This window comes from Sphingomonas sp. 1F27F7B (assembly GCF_005503355.1).
Taxonomy (GTDB): Bacteria; Pseudomonadota; Alphaproteobacteria; order Sphingomonadales; family Sphingomonadaceae; genus Sphingomonas.
This window is the reverse complement of record NZ_SCMK01000007.1, coordinates 147,053-166,463: the sequence shown is the minus strand read 5'-3', so window position 1 is coordinate 166,463 and position 19,411 is coordinate 147,053. Positions and strand designations below refer to the sequence as shown.

Below are 19,411 nucleotides of genomic sequence, written 5' to 3'. Positions count from 1 at the left end.
AGGCTAGCATGCCCACCGTTGAGGATCTCGATCGCCTCAAGAAGGCAATGGCCACGCTGGCCGGGCTGGAAGCCGCGCGCGGCGAGCTGATCCGCGCCGAGGACTGGAACCTGCTGGTCGACATCGTCGTCGATTTCGGCCGGGCGCTGCTGGCGCGCGAGGATGCCAAGGTGGTGCCGCCGCACGAGCATCGCGATCAGGTGACCGCCGAATGGCTGGCGCCGGCGTTGCGGGCCCAGATCGAGCGCGGGCCGCTCGCCGATCCGGCGCAAAGCCTGCGCCTCTCCGCGGCCGAGCTGCGGCTCACCCGGCTGAGCGAGCGGCTCGACACCCAGCAATCGGCCGCGACCGATCTGCTGGCTCGCTTCGACACCATCACGACGCGCGACATCGAGCGCCAGGCGGCCGTCACGCGTCTCACCCGCAACGTCGAGGCGGTCAGCGATCCTGGCCCGCAGCTCGATGCGATGCGCAATTCCCTCAAGAGCGTGCAGGACAATATCGCCAAGGTGATCGATGCATCGGCGCGCCTCAACGATGCCGGCGGCCGGCCGATCGATCTTGCCGCACTCGACGCGCGCGTCAGCAATCTCGACAAGTTCACGCAGCGCCTGCGCGGCGCCAATGGCGAGTTCCTGGACTTTGCGAGCCTGGAGAACAAGCTGGCGGACATTTCGGCCAAGTCGGTCGCGCAGGACCAGCTGACCGAGGCGATCCGCAACGCCGCCAACACGCGCCCGCCCAATCTCGACCAGCTCGAGGCCAGTATTTCGGCGGACCTGCAGACTCGCTTCGAAGGCAGCCTCAACAATCTGAAGACCGAGCTGGATTCGAGCGTCAATAGCCGGCTCAGCGGGCTCGACGGGCTGGTCGATGCCCGCGTCACCGCTGCCTTGCCGGGGGTTACCACCAGTATCAACAGTGCACTCGACGCACGCCTCTCCCAAACGCGCGATGCCGCCGTCGCGGCGGCGGCGGACAGCGCGAACCGCGACCTCGCCACGCGTGCCGATGCGTTGCGGGCAGAGTTTACCGCCGGCCTCGCCAGCTCGACCGAATCGGTGCGCGGCCTCATCCAGAACGAAGTGACCAGCCGCGTCGCCGCCAATCTTCAGGCGACCGCCGGCGATCTTGCCAAGGCCAATGCCCGGCTCGACAAGTTCGCCGATCAGATCGCGACGCTCGATGCGAGCCGGACCGACGTCGCCATGTCCGTCGCGGCCCTGCCGCAACAGCTGGCCGCGTTGCGCGCCGAGCTGCGCGACACGCTGATCGGTGAAGCGACGACCCGCGCCAACGCCACGCTGGCACAGGTTACCGCCAAGTTCGACACGCTGGCGCAGCAACAGCAGCAGATGCTCTCCTCGATGACCCAGCAGATCCGGCAGAGCGCGATTGACTCCGCTCGCTCGGCCGCGACGGAAGCGGCGCAGAACGAAGTCAAGGCGGCGCGTGTCTCGATCCTGGGCGAAGTGCGCGGCATCACCCGTGAGGAGATCGGCGTCGCCAGTTCCGGCGTCAACCGGACGCACGCGCCGGTCCTCACCGGCATCGGCGCGGGCAATCTCAATGTCGGGCGGATCGACCCGGTGGTCCTCCGTCCCGGGGGCGGATGATGCTCGCCGAATTCGAGACGCACCTGGCCGATGTGCTGGGCTCGCGCCTGCCGGCGCCGCTCACCGGACTTGTCGATCGGGCGCCGGGCCGCCCGGAGGCGCATTTCGTCGTCACGCTCGGGCCGGCGGTGCCGATCGCCGACAATCTCCAGTCGTTGCGCGCCGAGCGCGTGCCGGGCCATGACAGCCTGCGCCGCGTGCTGCGGCTGCGCTGCGAAGTGAACGTCACCGCCGTCGCGCCGAGTGCTGGCCGAAGCGCCCAGTTCACTGCCCTCGATACCGCGCTGTTCCTGCTCGATGATCCGGCGTTTCGCACCGGCACGGCGCTGCTTCCCGCGGATTCGAGCGACCCGGGCTTCCTGATCAACAGCATGCTGCTCATGCGGGTCGAGCCGCCGGAGCTGGTGGCGCTGGAGGTCGAGGGGCTGTTCTGGCCGGTGGGAACTTCCGGCAAGGCCGGTGTGCCGATCGCGACGATCGCGCTGCGCACCGCGCTGCAGCCCCTGCGCCTGCTGCCCGACAAGCTCCCCTTGGCGACCGGTGGGCCAGCGGTCGATCTGACGATCGTCGCGCCGAGCGGTGGCGGCGGACTGGTCACCGCGGCTGGCCTGGCACCGGGCGAGGCGCCGCGGCTGCTCGTGCGGGTCGTCGATGCCGGCGAGCGGCCGGGCAGCGGCACTCTGGGCGGCGGCGACGCGGCGGCCGGCGGCGCACGCCGGCTGATTCTGACTGGCGGCCAGACGACGCTGTCCTACACGCCGCCGGCGGCGCCCGGGCTCGACTTTCTTCTCGTCACTCTGGAAACGCCGGACGGTCCGGGCATCGAACTGGCCCGCTTTGCTCTGGCGACACGGCCCGCCACATGATCGACCGCGCCGCCACCCACAGGAAGAGCCCGCAGCTTTTCGAGCATGATGGCGGCGGGATGGTGCAACGCGACAATCCCGGTCGTGGCATCCGGGCTCGCCGGCGCATCGACATCGGCGAGCCGGGGCATGTCGTCAATTTCCACTGGACGCCCGTGCCGGGTGCCACCGCCGCCGAAGTCACCGAGGCGATGCTGTCGATCGGCCCGGACGTTGCCGAGGAAGTCACGGCCTCCGCGCCGTTCAGGGCCGACAAGAATGGCTGGGTGATCGACGTTCCGGCCGGCAAGCGGGTGCGCGGGATCGGCCTTTCGGGCTTCAGGCAGCCGGGCGGAAAGGACATTATCGGCCCACCTCCTGACGGCCCACCCCCTGACGGCTCGCGTATCGCGGTGGCCTTTCCGCGCCCGTCCGGTGGCTTTGAGGCACCGCGCTTCACTGTGCCGCCGGTCAGTCAACAGCATTCGATTCCACCCAGTCTGACCGGTGCCAGTTTCAATAATGGCGCATTGCAGCTTTCCCCGTCGGTCGAAGCCCGCCAGGTGCGGATCGCGCTGGTCACGGGGAAGGCGCCGGCCGAGTTCGCGGAGCAGTCGACCCAATTGGGCAGTGTCCGTCTGGTCACGCACAGCGCCGCGCACGATGTGAAGGTGACGGGCCCGGACGGTGCGACGCTCTGGGCTTCTCCGCAGTTCGATCCGGATGGGCCCGATGCGGACATCAGTCTCGTCCAGGCGCTCTCGACCGCCCTGTCCACTGCCGTCGCGGCCGGCGGCACGCCCACTGCATCGGTGACGATCCATGCCACGGCGCCGGCCAACGCGTGGCTTGCCGAGAGCGCGGCGCATGGCAAGCTGATCCGCGAGGTGCCGGGCGTCTCGACGACCGCGGTCGACGCGGCGCCGGCGGCGCTGGCGCTCGCGCCGCCCTATGCGGCCGAGCGCCCCTCGCGCGTCATTGCTGATCTGCGCATCAAATATGCCGGGGTTCGTCTGGTGAGCGACTATTCCGATCTCGTGCCCGCGGCCGGCGCTCCGGCGGGCCGCATCGTCGGGATGGCCGGGCAGGAGCGGGCGTTGCCGCCCGAGGCGCTGCGCGGGCAGCGTGTCGCCCGGCTTGGCTTGCGAGGCATTGCCAGTGAGCCCACCGAGCTGGCCGTCGAGCTGGTCGACGCGCTCGACGGGAAGCCGCTGGGCCGGGCTGCAGTGCTGCAATGCGCGGCGGGACCGATGGGCGACCTCTGGGCCGAGCTTCCCGAGCCGGTCGTGCTCGACCGGGCGGCGCTGGTGCGGGTCCGAGCCAATACCGGTCGGTTCCTGTGGGCGGACGGATCGGCGGGCGTGCCGTCGCTCAAGATCGCCGTGGCCGATCCCGATCCGGGCGGGCGCCCGGTGCGGATCGGCGATGACGTTCTGGCGACGATGGCCAAGCCCATATTCACGCTGCAGCGCGCGTCGATTCCGGCTCGGCCGTTCGCAGGGGCGGCACCGGTCTTCGCCTCCGAGCTCTTCGTCACCATCGAGCTTGCCGACCTGCGGCTGGAGTATGACCGGTGAGTCTGCTCGAAGATCTCCGCGGGATCGACGTCTCGGACATCGTTTCGGCGCGCGGCAATGTCTCTGCCTCGCTCAGCGCGCCGACGGTCGCCGACATCGTCGGTAGCGGGTCCGCGGCCAGCGCGCTCGGCGGGCTTGGCGGCAGCATCGAGGCGCTGCGCAGCGACTTTCCCGACGCCGGCGCGCTGCTCCAGCCGGTCATGGCCGCGCTGGGCGGCCTGGCCGGCCGGTTCGATGCCGGACACCTGCCGGTCGGCGATCTCGGTGGCGCGATCGGGCAGGGGCTGGAGATCGTCATCGGCCTGGTTGGATCGGTGACCGGCGACACGGCCGATTTCGGCCGTGTGTTCGGGACACCGCTGGGCGACGCGATGCAGCTCGTCGGTGAGCGTGCCGGTCACGCCGGGACCATTCTCGGCGCCGGAGCCGATGCCTTCTCCGCGCTCGCGGGAGGCGCGCCGCCCGCCCATGTCGATGAGGTCGTCGCGCTGCTCGCCGAAGTGCTGCTGCCGGTGCCCCATGCCACGCTTTCGGACGGTCGGAGCGCGATCGCCGATCTGCTCCGGCAGAGCGGCGCCTTGCGGCTGCCCCAGGGGCGGTTCGCCGGGCTGAACCTGGCGTTGCAGGCGGTCGCGGAAGCGCGCACCCGTGCCGCGCTGGATGCCGCCATTGCCGATCTCGAACGGGTACGCGGCAACACGATCAGCGTGATCGCCGATGACATGGCCTTCGTCGCCAGCCAGGCCGCCCGGCTCCGCCCCGCGCAGCTGCTGCAGCCGCTGGCCCAGGCGGGCGCCGGGCTGCGCCTCGGCCGTGCCGGCGTGATCGAATTTCTCGACGAGTTCCGGCAGGCCATCGCCGATTTCCGCGTCATGCTCGTCAATCCCGACTATGACGCCATCCGTGCCTGGATCCAGGGGCTGGCGCCGATGCTGGAGGAAGGCGCGCGCACGACGCTCGAGGTGCCGATCGATCGCGCGGTGGTCGATGCCAAGGCATTCGTCCGCCGCAAGCTGCGCGAGCTGCCGATTCGCCCGTTGCGCAAGGAGATCACCGATTTCCTGCACGGGCTGGCCGATGCGATCGCCTCGGCCGGACTGGACGGCCCTGCGCGCGCCGCGCACGGCGCACTGGCCAAGATCACCTCGCATCTCGATCCGACGCAGCTGACCGCCGCCGTGCAGGGCGCGCTGGCCGATGTGTCCGCTGCCTTGCATCAGGCGCTCGACGGCATCGTCGATGCGCTCGATCGCGTCATTGCCGCAGTCGATGCGCTGGCCGGCGAAGCCAAGACCGTGCTTGAGCGTGTCGCGGAGGGGCTGAAGGCGTTCCGCGCGGCCATCGACACGGTGACCAGCGACATCGAGCATCTGGGAATTGCCGCGGCGCGCGAGCAGATGGTCGCACAGCTTCACAGCTTGCGCGAGACGGTTTCCAAGCTTCTGTCTTCGGTGCCGCTGCCGGAGCCGCTGAAGCCCCAGGTCGAGCAGCTCGCACGGCTGATCGAGAATGTCGATCTCGACAAGGCCTTTGAGCCAGTGCGCGAGGCCGCCGCGGCACTGCAAATCCCCGCCGAGTTCGCAGCGGACCTCCATGACGGCCTCGTCGAAGCCTCTCGCGTCGTCGACAATCTGATCCCCGCTACGCTGGCCGAGGATCTGAGTGCCGAAATGGCGGAGTTTCTCGCGACGCTGCGCGGCTTCGATCCCGCCTCGCTGCTGCCCGACCTCGGCGACTATATCGAAACCGCCGCACGGATGCTCGAAAGCCTCGATCCGCGACCTGCCGCCGAGGCCATTCGCGGGCCGTTCGAGGAACTGATCTCGGCGCTCGACCGCGTCCACCCGGCCCGGCTGCTCGAACCGGTGACCAGCGGCTATGACGCGTTGCTGGCGCAGGTGCCGGTTCCGGAGGCGCGCACCCTGGTGACGGGGATGCGCTCGGCCTTCGACGCGGCCGGCAATGTCGCGGCGCGCGCGGTCGTGGAGCCGGCCGCGCGCAGCGCCGGCGGGAGCGGCGGCGCCGGCGTGGCGACGCCGAGCGCGCCGGCACCCGTTGCCGAACCGCCGACCGTCACCATGGACGAGGTTCGTGCCGGCGACGCGATCCGCATGATCGGAGCGATCCCGGCGCGGGCGCGCACGGCGCTGCTACAGCTCCAGGCGGGGCCCGCGGGCGAGGCGATGCGCGCGCTCGACGGGCTGGCGGCGGGGCTCGCACGCGATCTGCGCGCAGTCAGTGCCGCGATGAAGGCGGTCGGCGAACGGCTGGACGCCGATTTCAATGCCTTGCTGGCCGCGCTCGGTCCGGTGCAGCTGAATGCCCAGTTCGCGCTGCAGGCCAATTTCTCGGCCAATACTGCCCGGTTCAAGGCATCGATCACCGTCGTCGCCGCCGCCAGCCCCAGCGCGATGCGCGCCGAGCTGGAGACTGCATTCGCGCCCGCCCGCGCCGCGCTGCACCGGCTGTTCACCGGCAGCGGCGGCGTCGTCGCCGATCTCGACCGGCTGGCTGCGTGCCTGGAGGCGACGCCGCTCGCGCGCCTGGAAGGCGATCTCGACGGACTGCTCGCGGCGCTGGATCCCGAGCCGATCGCAGTCGAGATCGACACGCTGGTGCACGACCTGTTCGCGATGGTGCCGACCCTCACCACCGAGCTGCTGCCCGACCTGCAGGCCTTTGTCGACCGGCTGAAGGCGCTGCTCAATCACTTCAATCCGGGCTCGCAGGCGCAGAAGTTTCTCGGCGTCATCGATGTCGTGCGCGAGGAGCTGGACGTGATCGATCCGCACCGCCTCGTCGCCGAGCTCGCGGAAGTGCACGGCGTGATCAAGGCTACGCTGATGGCCTATGACCCGCGCGTCCTTGCCGCCGAGCTGGCGGCGGTGACGCAAGCCGCCGCCACCGCGCTGCGCGCGCTCGATCCCGCCATGCTCCTGGGCGACTTCGATTTCCTGAGCGATCTGACCGATCGGCTCGCCGATGCGGACCCCGGCGCGCGGCTGGCCGAGATCGGCGGCGACCTGACCCAGGTCGGCGAGGAGTTGCGCGCCATCGACATCGGGGCGCTGATCGCGGCGGTGAACGGCCTGGGCCCCGAACTGGTCGAGAATTTCGAAGCGCTGATCGAGGCATTGCAGGACGAGATCGTCGCGCTGCTCGATGCGCTGCGCTACGCCGGCGGCTCGGGCTCGGCCAGCGTCTCTGCCTCGGTGAGCATCTCGTGAGCGGCGCGGTCACCGAGCTGCTGCCGATCCCCGGCTGCGAGACGCCGCTGGTGTTCGAGCGGACCGAGGACGGGAGGCTGCTGCGCCTGTCCGCCGGCGAGCGCGTCTATGTCGATGCGACACAGGATGGCCGGACGCAGTATGACGGCCTTGCCAACGTCGACACGATCTTCCTGCCGGCGGGCTTCGTCCGCCATGTCGAGACGCGCGGCGAACGCTGGAGCGAGCGCCATGCCTGGGACGACATCGGCCGCATCACGCATGCCGACGGCACCGACATGGACTATGACGAGGAGGGCCGCATCATTGCCTGCCGCGGCCCGGGCGGCGACTGGCACTACGGCTATGCCGGCCCACATCTCACCGTCATTTCGGGGCCGTTCGGGCTTCGTCACATCATCCGCGCCGACGATGGCCGGCCGGTCGCCTGGCGCGGCGATGACGGTTGTGGAACAATCCACTATGACGATACCGGCCGACGCATCGGGTTGCCGGCCAAGCCCGGGGAATGGTGCGTCGATGGTCGGGGCCGGCTGCTCGCGATCACCGACGACGCGGGTCGAATCACCCGGACACTGCTCTGGGACCGCTGGCATTGCCTCGGTGCGCTGGACGGGCCGCCGGGATCACCGATGCTCGAAGCCTATCTGCTGGATGCCACGGGCACGCCCGTCCGCCGTGTCACGGCGGACGGGGCCGAGCGGCTGCCGCGTGATGCATTTGGCGAGATGCTGCTGCGCAAGGGTGGGCCGGGTCTGTTCGGCGGCGCCATTCGCGACGGCATGGTGCATCTGCCGCTGCGTCGGCTCGATCCGATCACCGGCAGCTTCGATGCGCCCGACCCGATCAATGGAGAGGCGGCGGATCCGCGCCGTGCCACCGGCTGGACCGGCCCGTTGCCGGTCGAGCTGCCGGCTGCCGGGCCCTATGCGGTGTGCCGCAACAATCCGGTCAGCCTCGCCGATCCGACCGGTGGCATCTCCGACCTGTGGTGGTTGATACCCTCGTCGCTGACCTGGTCGATCTCCAACACCATCGGCAGCCTGCTCGGCATGTGGCTCAATCTGCAATTCTCGCCCATCGGCTGGATCGTAAGTAAGGCGACCAACCATGATCCCTTTGATCTAGAATGGGTTACGGCTAATAATTACGACAGCTTCGCGCTGCGCACCGATGGCTTCCTTGCCGCGCCGACCCATGCCTTCACCTATCAGTTCATGATGAGTGCGGACAAGAAGCAGATGACCGACCTGGAGGATGCCAGGCTGTTCGCTCCGTCTGCGGCATTCCGGCCGGTGCTCTACGGATCGGTACTGCGCTGTGTGCCGGACGGGACGGGCGCGTTCCTGCTCTCCGGCCAGCGCGCGGCGCCGAATGGCGCGTCGCTTGTCACCTGGACGCGGGCGGGAGGCGCTGCCGAGCCGGTGTTCCCGGGCTCGCGGGTCCCGGTCTTTCCCGCCGGCGGCATGCACTTCGACGCGGTCCAACTCGAGATCAAGCCCCGTCCGGCGACGATGACCGAGCTGGCGCCCTCGGGCGTAGTGCTCACCGCGACGATCGGCGATTTCGCGGGGCTGACGCTGTCGGGGACGGGCCTTGGCCTGACGATCGGCGCGGCCTTCGCGCTCACCGATCCGGCCGGCATATTGTCGGCGGGCCGGGTGCTTGCCGTCCACGAAGCCTCGGGCTCGACGATCGTGCGAACCGACGCCGATCTGACCGGCCTTGCCGCCGGCCCGTTGACGCTCGACGGCCTGACTGCGCCTTCGTCCGAGCCGCTGACGCCCGTGCCGGGACGCAATCAGCTGCTCGACATCACCGGGTCTTCGCTCGACTATGTTCCGGCGGTCAGCGTTGTTCGCCTCTCGCGCGGCGGGCCGCCGCTGGGTGCTGCGGGAGTCTCGGCGCTGGCAGCGGGCATCGTCGTCGACGAGCCCGTGCCGACCATGCTGGCGCCGGGCACGCCAGTCCGCACCGCAATGGCGGGCGGCGTATTCAACGGCACATTGGGCCCCAATCCTAACGACCTCACCATTGTCTCGGGCGCGGTTCCGGCCGTTGGTGACGCCATTGTGGCGGGCCCGGCGGCCACGGGAATCGCCGCCATCGTGACGGCGGTCGCTGCCAGTGTGATCACGCTCGACCGCGCACTGACTCCGCTCGGCGCCACCGGCGCGGCGGCGAACTGGGCGCAGCTTGCCGCCGGGGCCGAGATCGGCCGGCTGACGCAGGCGCCCGACGGCACCGCGACGCTGACCTATGCGCCGGGCCTGCCGGGGACGGCGCCCGCGACTGGTTTCGTGATGCTGAATGGCGCCACGACAGTCGCGCGGCGCGTCACTTCCCGTGTCTTTGATGCGATCGTGCTCGCCGAAGTGCTGCCCGATGCCAATCCGGCCGCCTTCACGGTCGAGCGGTTCAAGCGCACTGCGCCGAACGTCACCAACGTCATGGCCGCCTCGATCGCCACCATCGCGCTGTCGGCGGCGCCCCCGGCGGGGGTGGCGGCATTCCAGATCATTCCCTTCGCGGCGGCCGCGCCCGCGACTTCGGGCACGCTGCTCGCAGGCGCGACGCTGGCGGGCGGCGTTGCTTCCTCCAGCATCGCTCCGGGCAGCGGCAACCCTGCGCTTCGCCCCGGCGAAGCGGTTGCGGCAGTCCCGCCCGGCGGCGCCGCGGCGGTGCCGGTGCAGATCACTTCCGTACGGCTGACCGTGACCTTCGATCGGCGCGTGCCGATGGGCGCGGGGGCCATCGAGGCGGCGCTGCTCGCGCTCGACGCGCTCGTCTATCCCGCCGATCGCGTCGATGACCGGATACTGCGCGTGCAGCCGCCGCTGGCCGGCAGCGTGCGGCTCGACATGCCACGATTTGCCGTGGGTGATCTGGTCGTGGTGAACTGGCCCGGCGGCAACCAGCGGCTGTTCACGCTGACGGCAGTGTCGGGGACGACGATCACCGGCGATACCGACGATGCGGTGATACCCGCCGGAACAACGGGCATCACGGTGACGCGGCTGGTCGTCGCCGATCCGGCGACCGGCAGTTCCCGGCTGGGCATCAACGGCACCGATGCCGGCGGCCGGCAGATCGCCTTCGACGTCTGGAGCCCGCGGCACTTTGGCGGCGGCGTCATCGTCGCGTTGATCAACGGGCCGCTGGTCCGCGCGGCCCGGGTCGACGGCGCCAATCAGCCGCTGGCCCTGCGACTTGCCGGCGCGGCCGCGCTGGCCGGGTCGCACAATATCGCATCCTGGGGCGGCACCGCGCAGTTCGCCGCCAACTTCACCATCGACGGCGCGGTGCTCACCGTCACCGATATCGATGTCGTGAACGCGCTGACCGGCATGGCGGGCGCTCTCGTCATGCCCTGGTCGCCCGGGGCCGCGACAACGACGGGGCAGATGCTGCCGGGCAGCGTCCGCGTGCCCGAGGATCATGAGAATGCCAGCCTCGAGCTGACTCGCTATCAGGCCGTCATAGACCATGAGCTGACCCATACGCTGCAGTCGGCCAAATGGGGGCCGCTGCTGCTGACCGCCGTGCCGCTCTGGGGCCTGGAACTGGGCGCCGATCTGTCGGCCGCCGGTGGCCCCGAATTCTCGCCCTATGGCGACGCGACGCTGGGGGAGGGGCGCCTCACCTTTGCCCAGGGCGCCGGGATCGCGGCCAACGACAAGGTTCAGGTGGCGCAGAACCGTCGCGCGGTGCTCATCGATCTGGGACCCACGGTCGATGGCGCGGTTGCCAGCCTGCCCGACCAGGCGCGCGCAGACCTTTCGGCCGCGAACATCACGGCCGGACCGGTCAAGGTGCGCAAGGCGCTGCAGGGCACCGGCTCCGATGTGCTCGAGATGTTCATCAACATCTCGAAGTTCCTCACCGTGGGCGGCCTGCTCAACAACATCACTCTGGCCAGCTGGGGCGGCATCGCGGCGCTCGTCACGCTGGCCGTGCAGGGCATTCGCTCGGCGACGCGCAGCCGTGCGGTCATGTCGCTGGCGGCGGACCGCAAGACGCTGACGCTGAGCCCCGCCGCGCCGCTCGACGGGCTGCGCTCCGGCGCGCTCGTCGCGGTCAAGTCGGGCGATGCCATCGTCATCCGCGCCATCGAGTCGCTGACCGACACCACGGCCGTGCTCGGCGCGCCGACGCCGCAGTTCACGACCGGAACCCCGGCGCCGCTCGACGTCGAGATCTCGCTTTACACGCCGGGCTCGGCACTGTTCGGTCTGCGCGACTATTTCACTGCCGCCATGCCGGACTCCAACCAGCCGGCGCGGCTGCTGTTCTCCGGGGCGGGTGGCAGGCCGACGCTGGCGGTCCATGACCGCATCGACATCCGCGGCGTTTCGGGGGCGAGCCAGCGCACGCTCGTCACGCTCGTCGATGGGGATGCCATCGAGTTCGCGGACCCGCTGCTGCCGGCCAACAGCGGGACCAACGAGTTTCTCGTCGCCAAGATCACCTCGGAGGACCGGACCGGATGGCTCGACAGCTGGCTGCTCGACGAGCTCAACATCGGCTGGATGCAGTATATCTACGATCCATGGGGTCATGTCATTGCCGAGCATATGCCCGACCGCAGCAATATCGCCGGCCAGGTGTTCGCGCGCTCGGCCAAATATCTGTTCGGCACGCATAGCTGGGGCGTCCCGCCGATCGGATATTTCTGGTTTGACAATGCCTTCCGTCGCAGCACGGCGCAGCGCTCGCAGATGGAACAGGAAGCCTCGCGGCACAGCGGCGACACTTATTGCCCGCTCGGCACGCGCCATGGCGACACCCCGTTCATTGGCGACGTCGCACGCTATTGGGTGACGTTGACCGGTGCCACGCGCAACATGTCCGGCACCGACGCCGGCGGGCTGGTACTGTCCAATCTGCAGGACGCGCCAGGCGTCTCGATCCAGCAGGGCGTGCCGGCCGCGCCGGGCGTCCCGATCCGTCCAGGGCCAAGGTTGACCATTCCGACGGGGATTGCGGCAGCGGCGCCGGCATTCTGCGTTACCGACGCGAACGGCGATTTCAGCGCCATCTCGTCCTCGGCCTGGGTCCCGGTCTCGGCTCAGCTCGAACGTTCGGCCGGTTTCAGTTTCGCTTTCACACGGCCCGCCGGCGGCGCGAACTTTCGCGTTACCTCGATCGGCATAGAGGGTGTTGCCGCGGCGATAGACGCCCAAACCGAGGGCGCGGCGACCCTCTTTTTCGACCAGGCGCCCGCCGATGTGACGGTGACTGCCGCCGGCGTCCTGGTCTCCGAGAACATGATCTTCGACGTGATCCCGTTCCAGCGAGTCACCTTTGTCGCGGTGCCCAACGGCGCTCGCCACTATCGCGCCACGGTCACTCGGCCGGGCAATCTCTTCGATGCTGCGGATCTTGTCGTGACGACGCGCGGTTCGGCGGGGCAGGAGGATATCGAGATCAGCCGCTTCCATGCCTTCGATGCCGCAACCGGCCGATATGCCAGCGGCATCGGGCCGTTCCATCTGCCGGCCGATATCGACATCGCGGTGCGCCGTTTCCAGCTGCGTATCGGCAACACGCTGTCGCTGCGCGCGCCGCACACGCCCAATACGGAGACCTACAGCCACCGCGATCCGATCGTCGCCAGCGCCAAGCCGGGAGCGATTCTGTTCCTGCTGGTGCCGTCCGCGATCACGCCCGGTGCGCCGACCTCCGCTTTCGCCGGCACGCCGCCCTTGACGCCGGACATCGTGCCGGCAGCTGCGGCGAGCGATGCCGAGGTGATCGCATTCCTCGGCGATGGCGGCGCGCTCAAGGTCACGCTGCCGGCCGACCAGCCGCCCGAGGCTACCGCCGATTTGACGATCACGCTCCAAGTCGGCCCGGTGGGCGGCGCGGTTCCGCTGACTGTCGTGGTGAGCGTCGAGCCGCACTTCACGCTGGACGGCGGCGCTGCCGCGGCCGCCGGAGCGACGGTCGTACTGAGCTCCAGCGACGGCACCAATCTGGCCGAAGCCGGTGCACGCCCCGCCGAGATCGCCGATATCGCGATCGCCGGTGCGCAGGCGACGATTACCCTGGCGGCGACGGCGGCGTCCGGCACGACGGTGACGCTGCTGCTCGCCGACGCCAACAATAGCGGGCGCAAGGCCCGGCGCATCCTTACCGTCAGCTGACCACGCATCGTTTTGGCTGCGCCTGGGCGACGGCTTGCATTCGGCAGAATCCCTCCGTCGCAAAGGGGCTCGACTTCCGCCGGCAAATGCTCCGTGCCCATGCCGCGCTGTCGCCGGCATGTCACATGCGGCAATTAGGCGGCGCGCATGCCCGCTCTTTCCATCGCACGCGTTGCCTGGCTGGCTCGGGAGGTGTTTCCCCATGAGCCCGAGCTGCGGCGCTGGCTGGGCACTCGGCTGGCCTATCCGGACATCGATGACGTGGTGCAGGAAAGCTATGCGATCCTGAGTGGGCTCGCCGGCGTCGATCATATCCTCAACCCGCGCAGCTATCTGTTCGTCGTCGCCAAATCGGTGCTGCTCAAGAGCATGCGCAGGGATCGAGTCATCGAGATCGACCGGTTTGTGGAGACCGAGAGCCTGCAGGTGCCCTGTGAACGCCCCGGGCCGGAGGCGATCGCGGCGGATCGGCAGGAATTGAGCCGGCTCGCTCGCTTGATCGAAGACCTGCCGCCGAAATGCCGGCAGGTCTTCGTGCTGCGCAAGCTACGGGGATTGTCGCAGCGCGAAGTGGCCGAAGTGATGGAAATCTCGGAAAATACAGTCGAAAAGCACATGGGCAAGGCGATGATGGCGCTCGCCGATGCGATTGGTCGTGGCGGAAATCGGCGAATGACGGCATCATTGCGGGATGATCGTATCGACAAGCCGCAAAGGAGTCGGATCGTCGGTGGCCCTTCCTCCAAACGCCATTGACGAAATCGCCTTCGCCTGGGCGGCGAAGATTGACAGGGCGGAACTCGACGAGCGGGATCAAGCGGCACTGGACGCGTGGATCGGGGCGGATTCGCGGCATGCGGGTGCTTTCGCTCGCGCCATGGCGGCCAGCCTGCATCTGGACCGTGCCGTCGCACTGGGGCCGGATTTCGATCCTGAACGCCGTGCCCCATTGTTGCCGCCTCCACGGGGGATCAGCCGCCGGCATGTCATGATTGGCGGCAGCGCGGTTGCGATCGCGGCAATCGGCATGGGCGTGACCTATTCCGTCCGGCAGCGCGGCAAGCGCGTCGCGACGGCGAGGGGCGTGATCCAGCGCTATCCCCTCGCCGACGGCTCGTCGATGGTGCTCAACACCGCCACGCAAGTCGAACTGGATTTCGATCGTGAGGCGCGGCGCGTCGCCTTGCTGAACGGGGAGGCGCAATTCGACGTCGTCAAGGATCCGGCACGGCCCTTCATCGTCACGGCGGGCGACGTGACGGTCCGCGCCGTTGGCACGCGCTTCTCGGTGTGGCGGCTCGGCGAAGACCGCACGCGGGTGGTGGTGGCCGAGGGCATTGTCGAACTGGGCGGGAAGGGGCAGGGGCAGATCACGCGCCTGATCGCCGGACAAATGGCCGGCATTGCCGGTGACGGAACCGTCAGCGAAACCAGCTTGCCGTCCGAGCGGCTGGACCAGGCGACTGCGTGGACCGGCGGGCTCATCGACATGGATGGCCTGTCGCTGGGCGAGGCGGCCGCGCAGTTTCGCCGCTATTCCGACGTACGGATCGAACTGGGCGACGCCCAGGTGGCTGCGCTGCGCGTCTCGGGCACCTATTCGATCAACAACGCGCTCGGTTTCGCGCGCGATGCTGCACTTAGCCTTGATCTCGACGCCGTGGAAACCGATCACGGCATTCTGATCCGCCGGAAGAACTAGCCGGCTTTTTTTCGGCCTGGATGGCGGAAGCCGGTCCGAATGCACCTCTTCCCGATGTGGCCGGCATGCCGCCGGCTTGAAGGGGACATTTCATGACATCGAAGTCTCGGCTGGCGCTCGGCGCCGGCCTGGTCGCGCTCGTCGTCGCCACGCCCGCAGCCGCGCAGACGCGGAATTTCAACTTGCCGGCCCAGTCGCTGAGCGCGGCGATCACCAGCTTCGGCCATCAAGCCAATCTGCAGATCATCGCGCCGGACGCAGTGACCAGGGGCCGTCGCAGCAAGCCGATACAGGGGCAGATGGACGTGCGCGTCGCGCTCGATCGGCTGATCGAGGGCAGCGGGCTGGTCATCGCATCGGCCAATGGCAGCGTGATCGTGTTGAAGGAGGGAAAGGCCCCGAGCTCACATGACGTGACGCAGGGCACGGAGGCCGCGCAGGATGAGCCGGAGATCGTCGTCAACGGGGATCGACCCATCGCCGAATCGCAGGCGGCGGCACTGGCCCGGCAGCGCGCTTCGGACTCGCTTGTCAGCGTCGTCGCCGCGGACGCGGTGGGCCGCCTGCCGGATCAGAACATGGCGCAAGCGGTGGGCCGCCTGCCGGGCGTCGCCATCCAGCGCGACCAGGGCCGCGCGCGCTACCTGAACCTGCGCGGCGCGCCGGCCAGCTGGACGACCGTGTCGTTCGACGGCGTCACCGTGATCAGCCCCGCCGGCCGTCAGACCTTGTTCGATACCATCCCCGCGGCGATTGCCCAGCAGGTGGTCGTGCGCAAGGCAGTGACGCCCGACATGACCGGCGAGACGGTCGCGGGCAATATCGACATCATCACGCGATCGGGCTTCGACTTTCCCGGCTTTCAACTTACCGGCAAGCTTGGCGGCGGCATCCAGAGCCTCGGCCGCAAGGGCGAGCTCGATACCGCGCTGACATGGTCCGATCGCTTCCAGACGGGCGCGGGCGAGATCGCCCTGGTGCTCTCCGGCACCTATTTCCGTCGCGATTTCGTGGTCGATAATTTCGAGAATGCCTGGGCCTCGGTGGCACGCGACAAGCGGCCCGGCGCCGCGGATCGCTATTGGGCAACCAGCGCGACCAACAAGTTCTACCGCTTCACGAACAAGAATTATTCGGGCAGCGGCCGCATCGACTGGCGCATCAACGCCCAGCACCGCCTGTTCGCTTCCGTCGTCTATACCGCCCTTACCGAGACCGAGGCACGCGACCGTTTCGTATTCAGCATGGCCGATCAGCAGGGGTTGCTGTCATCGAGCGCTGCGGCATGCGGCCCCGTCGCCGGGCCCGCGACCGGAACTACCGGCTATGCCGATGTCTGCGCGGGCAACACGCCGCGGAGCGGGACCGTCTACGGAATCCCGCTGACGGTCGGCATTTCGTATAAGGATTTCCTGCAGAGCATCAGTACGAACACGATTGGCGGCGAGCACGCCTTTGGCGGCTGGACCGCGCAATGGCGGGCAAACTACACGCGTGCGCTCAACGATCGCAGCATCCCCAATACCATGACCTATGCCAGCCCGGCCTTCGGTACCGGCGGCGTGGGCGCGCCCAATCGCATCACCCTGGCATATGACTATGCCAACCCCAGCCTGACGCGCGTTGCCCTGTATCGTACCTTGCGGGCTAGCGACGGCGCCCTTTCGCAGGGTGGCGCGGTCACGAACGTGGCGGATTTCCCCTTGGCGCTGACCGGCCTGTCGAGCCTGAGGGCGAAGGATGTCACCGACGCCTATACCGGCAAGTTCGCAATTTCGCGCAGCCTGACTCTGTTCGGGCAGGACAGCGTGTTCACATTGGGCGGGCAATATGATCGCCGTACCAAGACCGCGCGCGAGAGCACGCTGCGGCTTTCCACAGCCGCCCAATATGCCTCGGCCGGAATTCCGGCCGACTATGCTTCGGTGCTCACCTCCCGCACACCTGCCGGCGAACTGCCGGTCGGCTATCGATTGAATCACTTCAATCTCGACACGCTGATGGCCGATCTGCGCCAGGCCCAGGGAATCGCCGGCTACGTCCCGACCACGGCGAACTATTATCGGGTCTCGGAAGAGGCCATTGCCGGCTATGCGATGCTCAAGACCAGCTTCGACTGGGGCAATGTCGTGGCCGGCGCGCGAGTCGAGAATCTCCGCAACACGGGGCAGGCGTTCGTCACCCTGGCCGGTGCCTCGGTGCCGGTGGAAGTGGGCAGCAATCGAACGCTGGTCTTCCCCAGCATGCACGTCAACCTGGACCTCGATGCGACCAAGGTCCTGCGGCTGTCGCTGACCACCGGCGCGGCGCGCCCGGACTATACGGTGTTGCGTCCGAACTACACGTATAACGACACCGGCCTCACTGTCTCCGGCGGCAATCCGCAGGCCAAGCCCGAGCGTGCGAAAGGCGTCGACCTCTATTTCGAATGGTACACCCGGCCGCAGGGCTTCATCAGCGTCGGCGCCTTCTACAAGAAGCTGGAAGACGTGCTGTTCTCTTCGACCGGCATCTTCAACAGCACGGTGCTGAACACCGGCGGCATCGACCGATCCGGATATGCCTATTCGACCACGCTGAACGGCGGCAGCGGCGAACTGTACGGCATCGAAGGCACGTTCCAGCAACAGCTTCTTCCCTATGCGGAGCAGCTCAACCTGCCGCGTTGGCTGGGGGGCTTCGGCGTGCAGGCGAACTTCACGCTCAACCGGGGCAAGGCGACGACGCCGGCCGGCCGGCAACTGCAATTCCCGGGTGCGTCCAGGCTCGTCTACAATATCGGCGGCTATTACGAGATGGACGGATTGTCGCTGCGGCTGAACTATCAGTATCGCTCGCCGTGGATCGACTCGATCAATGCCCCGGTCGATGGCGGCGACATCCGTTTCGCGACCGATCGCCAGCTCGATTTCTCGAGCCGCTACGCGCTCGACGACAATCTCGAAGTCTATTTCAACGTCGCCAACATCCTGAACACGCCCCTGCGGCGCTATGCCGGGGACGCATCGCGGACGATCGAATTCGCCCGCTACGGCCAGCGCTACGAAGGCGGCGTTCGCTTCAAATTCTGATGCCGGCCGGCATAGGTCGCCGAATATCCAAGTAAATTCAACTATATCAGGAGTATGATCCGTGAAGAACATATGGCGTCACCTTGGCGTGCCGATGCTGCTCGTGCTGGCTCCCGCCGCCGCCGCGCAAGAACGTGACGGCGACACTGCCGGGCCATTCGTGACCTCACCCGTCATGCTCGATTCCAAATCCGGTTCCGTAACCGTGAGCTGGATCGAGAGGGGCCCCGACGTGACCGTGCGTCAGGGGCAGGAAGTGCAGACGAATTTTCCGCTCCAGGTTCATATGACGACGTTCAGCCATCTCAAGCCGGGCACGACCTACAGCTACAAGGCCGGATCGGTCGGCGGCGGGACGTTCAAGACCTCGCCCCGGGAATCCCAGCCGTTCGAGTTCCTGATCTATGCCGAATCCCGCAACGGCGCCGTCGTCAACACCATCGAGCAGCAGGACAAGACCATCGGCGACGATGTGCACAGCCAGGTCATCGCCGCGATGTCACGCGAGAATCCGGACTTCGTGATGCATCTCGGCGATGCGGTGCAGACCGGTTCCGACCAGCAGCAGTGGTTCGATTTCTTCCGGATCGGTGCCCCGCTGTTCCGCAAGACGAATCTTGCTCTCGTCTATGGGAATCACGAAGCCAATGCGCCGCTCGTGCATGAACTATTCAACCAGCCGAAGACATATTATTCCTTTGACTGGGGGCGTTCGCATTTCATCGTGCTCGACAGCGAATATGATCGCATTCGTCTGCCCCAGGCTGGCAAATCGACCGACGCCGAGCAGGAGGCGCTCTGGCAGGAGCAGATGACCTGGCTGAAGCAGGAGCTGGAAGCCAACAAGGGTGCGGAGAATGTCTTCGTGGCCTTCCATCTGCCGGCATTCACGGCGACCGCCTATAAGCGCCGCGACCGTTCCTTCCGCATCCAGAAGGAATGGGTGCCGCTGTTCGAGCAATATGGTGCGATCGTCCTCAACGGCCACGAACACAATTACCAGCGCCACGAGAACAAGGGCGTTCACTATTTCGTGGCGGGAAGCGCGGGCGCATCGCTGGAGAAGGTCGACTGGCCGATTCCCGGCGTCACCAAGCGCGCGCTGGCCCAGTTCAGCTATGTGAAGTTCAAGGTCGACGGCCGACGCGTGAGCATGGCCGCGTTCGATCTCAAGGGGAAGAAGATCGACGAAGCTGTCATCCGGTGAGGCGACAGGGCCGGGAGGGG

The 19,411-nt window shown here is 68.0% G+C and carries 9 protein-coding genes; all 9 read left to right on the top strand.

Annotated elements, in window-relative coordinates:
* Positions 1–8 precede the first annotated feature (8 nt).
* The 9 genes from FFS08_RS08950 (at position 9) to FFS08_RS08910 (ending at position 19,391) form a co-directional block, all read left to right on the top strand.
* A complete protein-coding gene (locus FFS08_RS08950; RefSeq protein WP_137862969.1) occupies positions 9–1,616 on the top strand; it encodes a hypothetical protein in 1,608 nt (535 codons plus the stop codon).
* Entirely contained in the window at positions 1,616–2,482 is an 867-nt protein-coding gene (locus tag FFS08_RS08945) for a hypothetical protein (protein WP_137862968.1), read from the top strand. Before FFS08_RS08950 ends, FFS08_RS08945 begins: the two co-directional genes overlap by 1 nt.
* Positions 2,479–4,038, top strand: a complete 1,560-nt coding sequence (locus tag FFS08_RS08940) for a hypothetical protein (protein WP_137862967.1) — start codon at positions 2,479–2,481, stop codon at positions 4,036–4,038. Before FFS08_RS08945 ends, FFS08_RS08940 begins: the two co-directional genes overlap by 4 nt.
* Positions 4,035–7,265 (top strand): DUF885 domain-containing protein, encoded by a 3,231-nt coding sequence (locus FFS08_RS08935; RefSeq protein WP_137862966.1) that lies wholly within the window; start codon positions 4,035–4,037, stop codon positions 7,263–7,265. Before FFS08_RS08940 ends, FFS08_RS08935 begins: the two co-directional genes overlap by 4 nt.
* On the top strand, positions 7,262–13,411 hold the full coding sequence (locus FFS08_RS08930; protein WP_137862965.1) for an RHS repeat-associated core domain-containing protein: 6,150 nt from the start codon (positions 7,262–7,264) through the stop codon (positions 13,409–13,411). The genes FFS08_RS08935 and FFS08_RS08930 overlap by 4 nt, the downstream gene beginning before the upstream one ends.
* A 147-nt stretch (positions 13,412–13,558) precedes the next feature.
* On the top strand, positions 13,559–14,167 hold the full coding sequence (locus FFS08_RS08925) for an RNA polymerase sigma factor (RefSeq protein WP_137862964.1): 609 nt from the start codon (positions 13,559–13,561) through the stop codon (positions 14,165–14,167).
* The gene (locus FFS08_RS08920; RefSeq protein WP_137862963.1) at positions 14,103–15,113 is read left to right on the top strand and encodes a FecR family protein; all 1,011 of its coding nucleotides are present in this window, start codon (positions 14,103–14,105) and stop codon (positions 15,111–15,113) included. Before FFS08_RS08925 ends, FFS08_RS08920 begins: the two co-directional genes overlap by 65 nt.
* A gap of 92 nt (positions 15,114–15,205) precedes the next feature.
* Positions 15,206–18,184, top strand: a complete 2,979-nt coding sequence (locus tag FFS08_RS08915; RefSeq protein WP_137862962.1) for a TonB-dependent receptor — start codon at positions 15,206–15,208, stop codon at positions 18,182–18,184.
* Between the two features lie 61 nt (positions 18,185–18,245).
* Positions 18,246–19,391 (top strand): purple acid phosphatase family protein, encoded by a 1,146-nt coding sequence (locus FFS08_RS08910; RefSeq protein WP_137862961.1) that lies wholly within the window; start codon positions 18,246–18,248, stop codon positions 19,389–19,391.
* Positions 19,392–19,411: the final 20 nt, after the last annotated feature.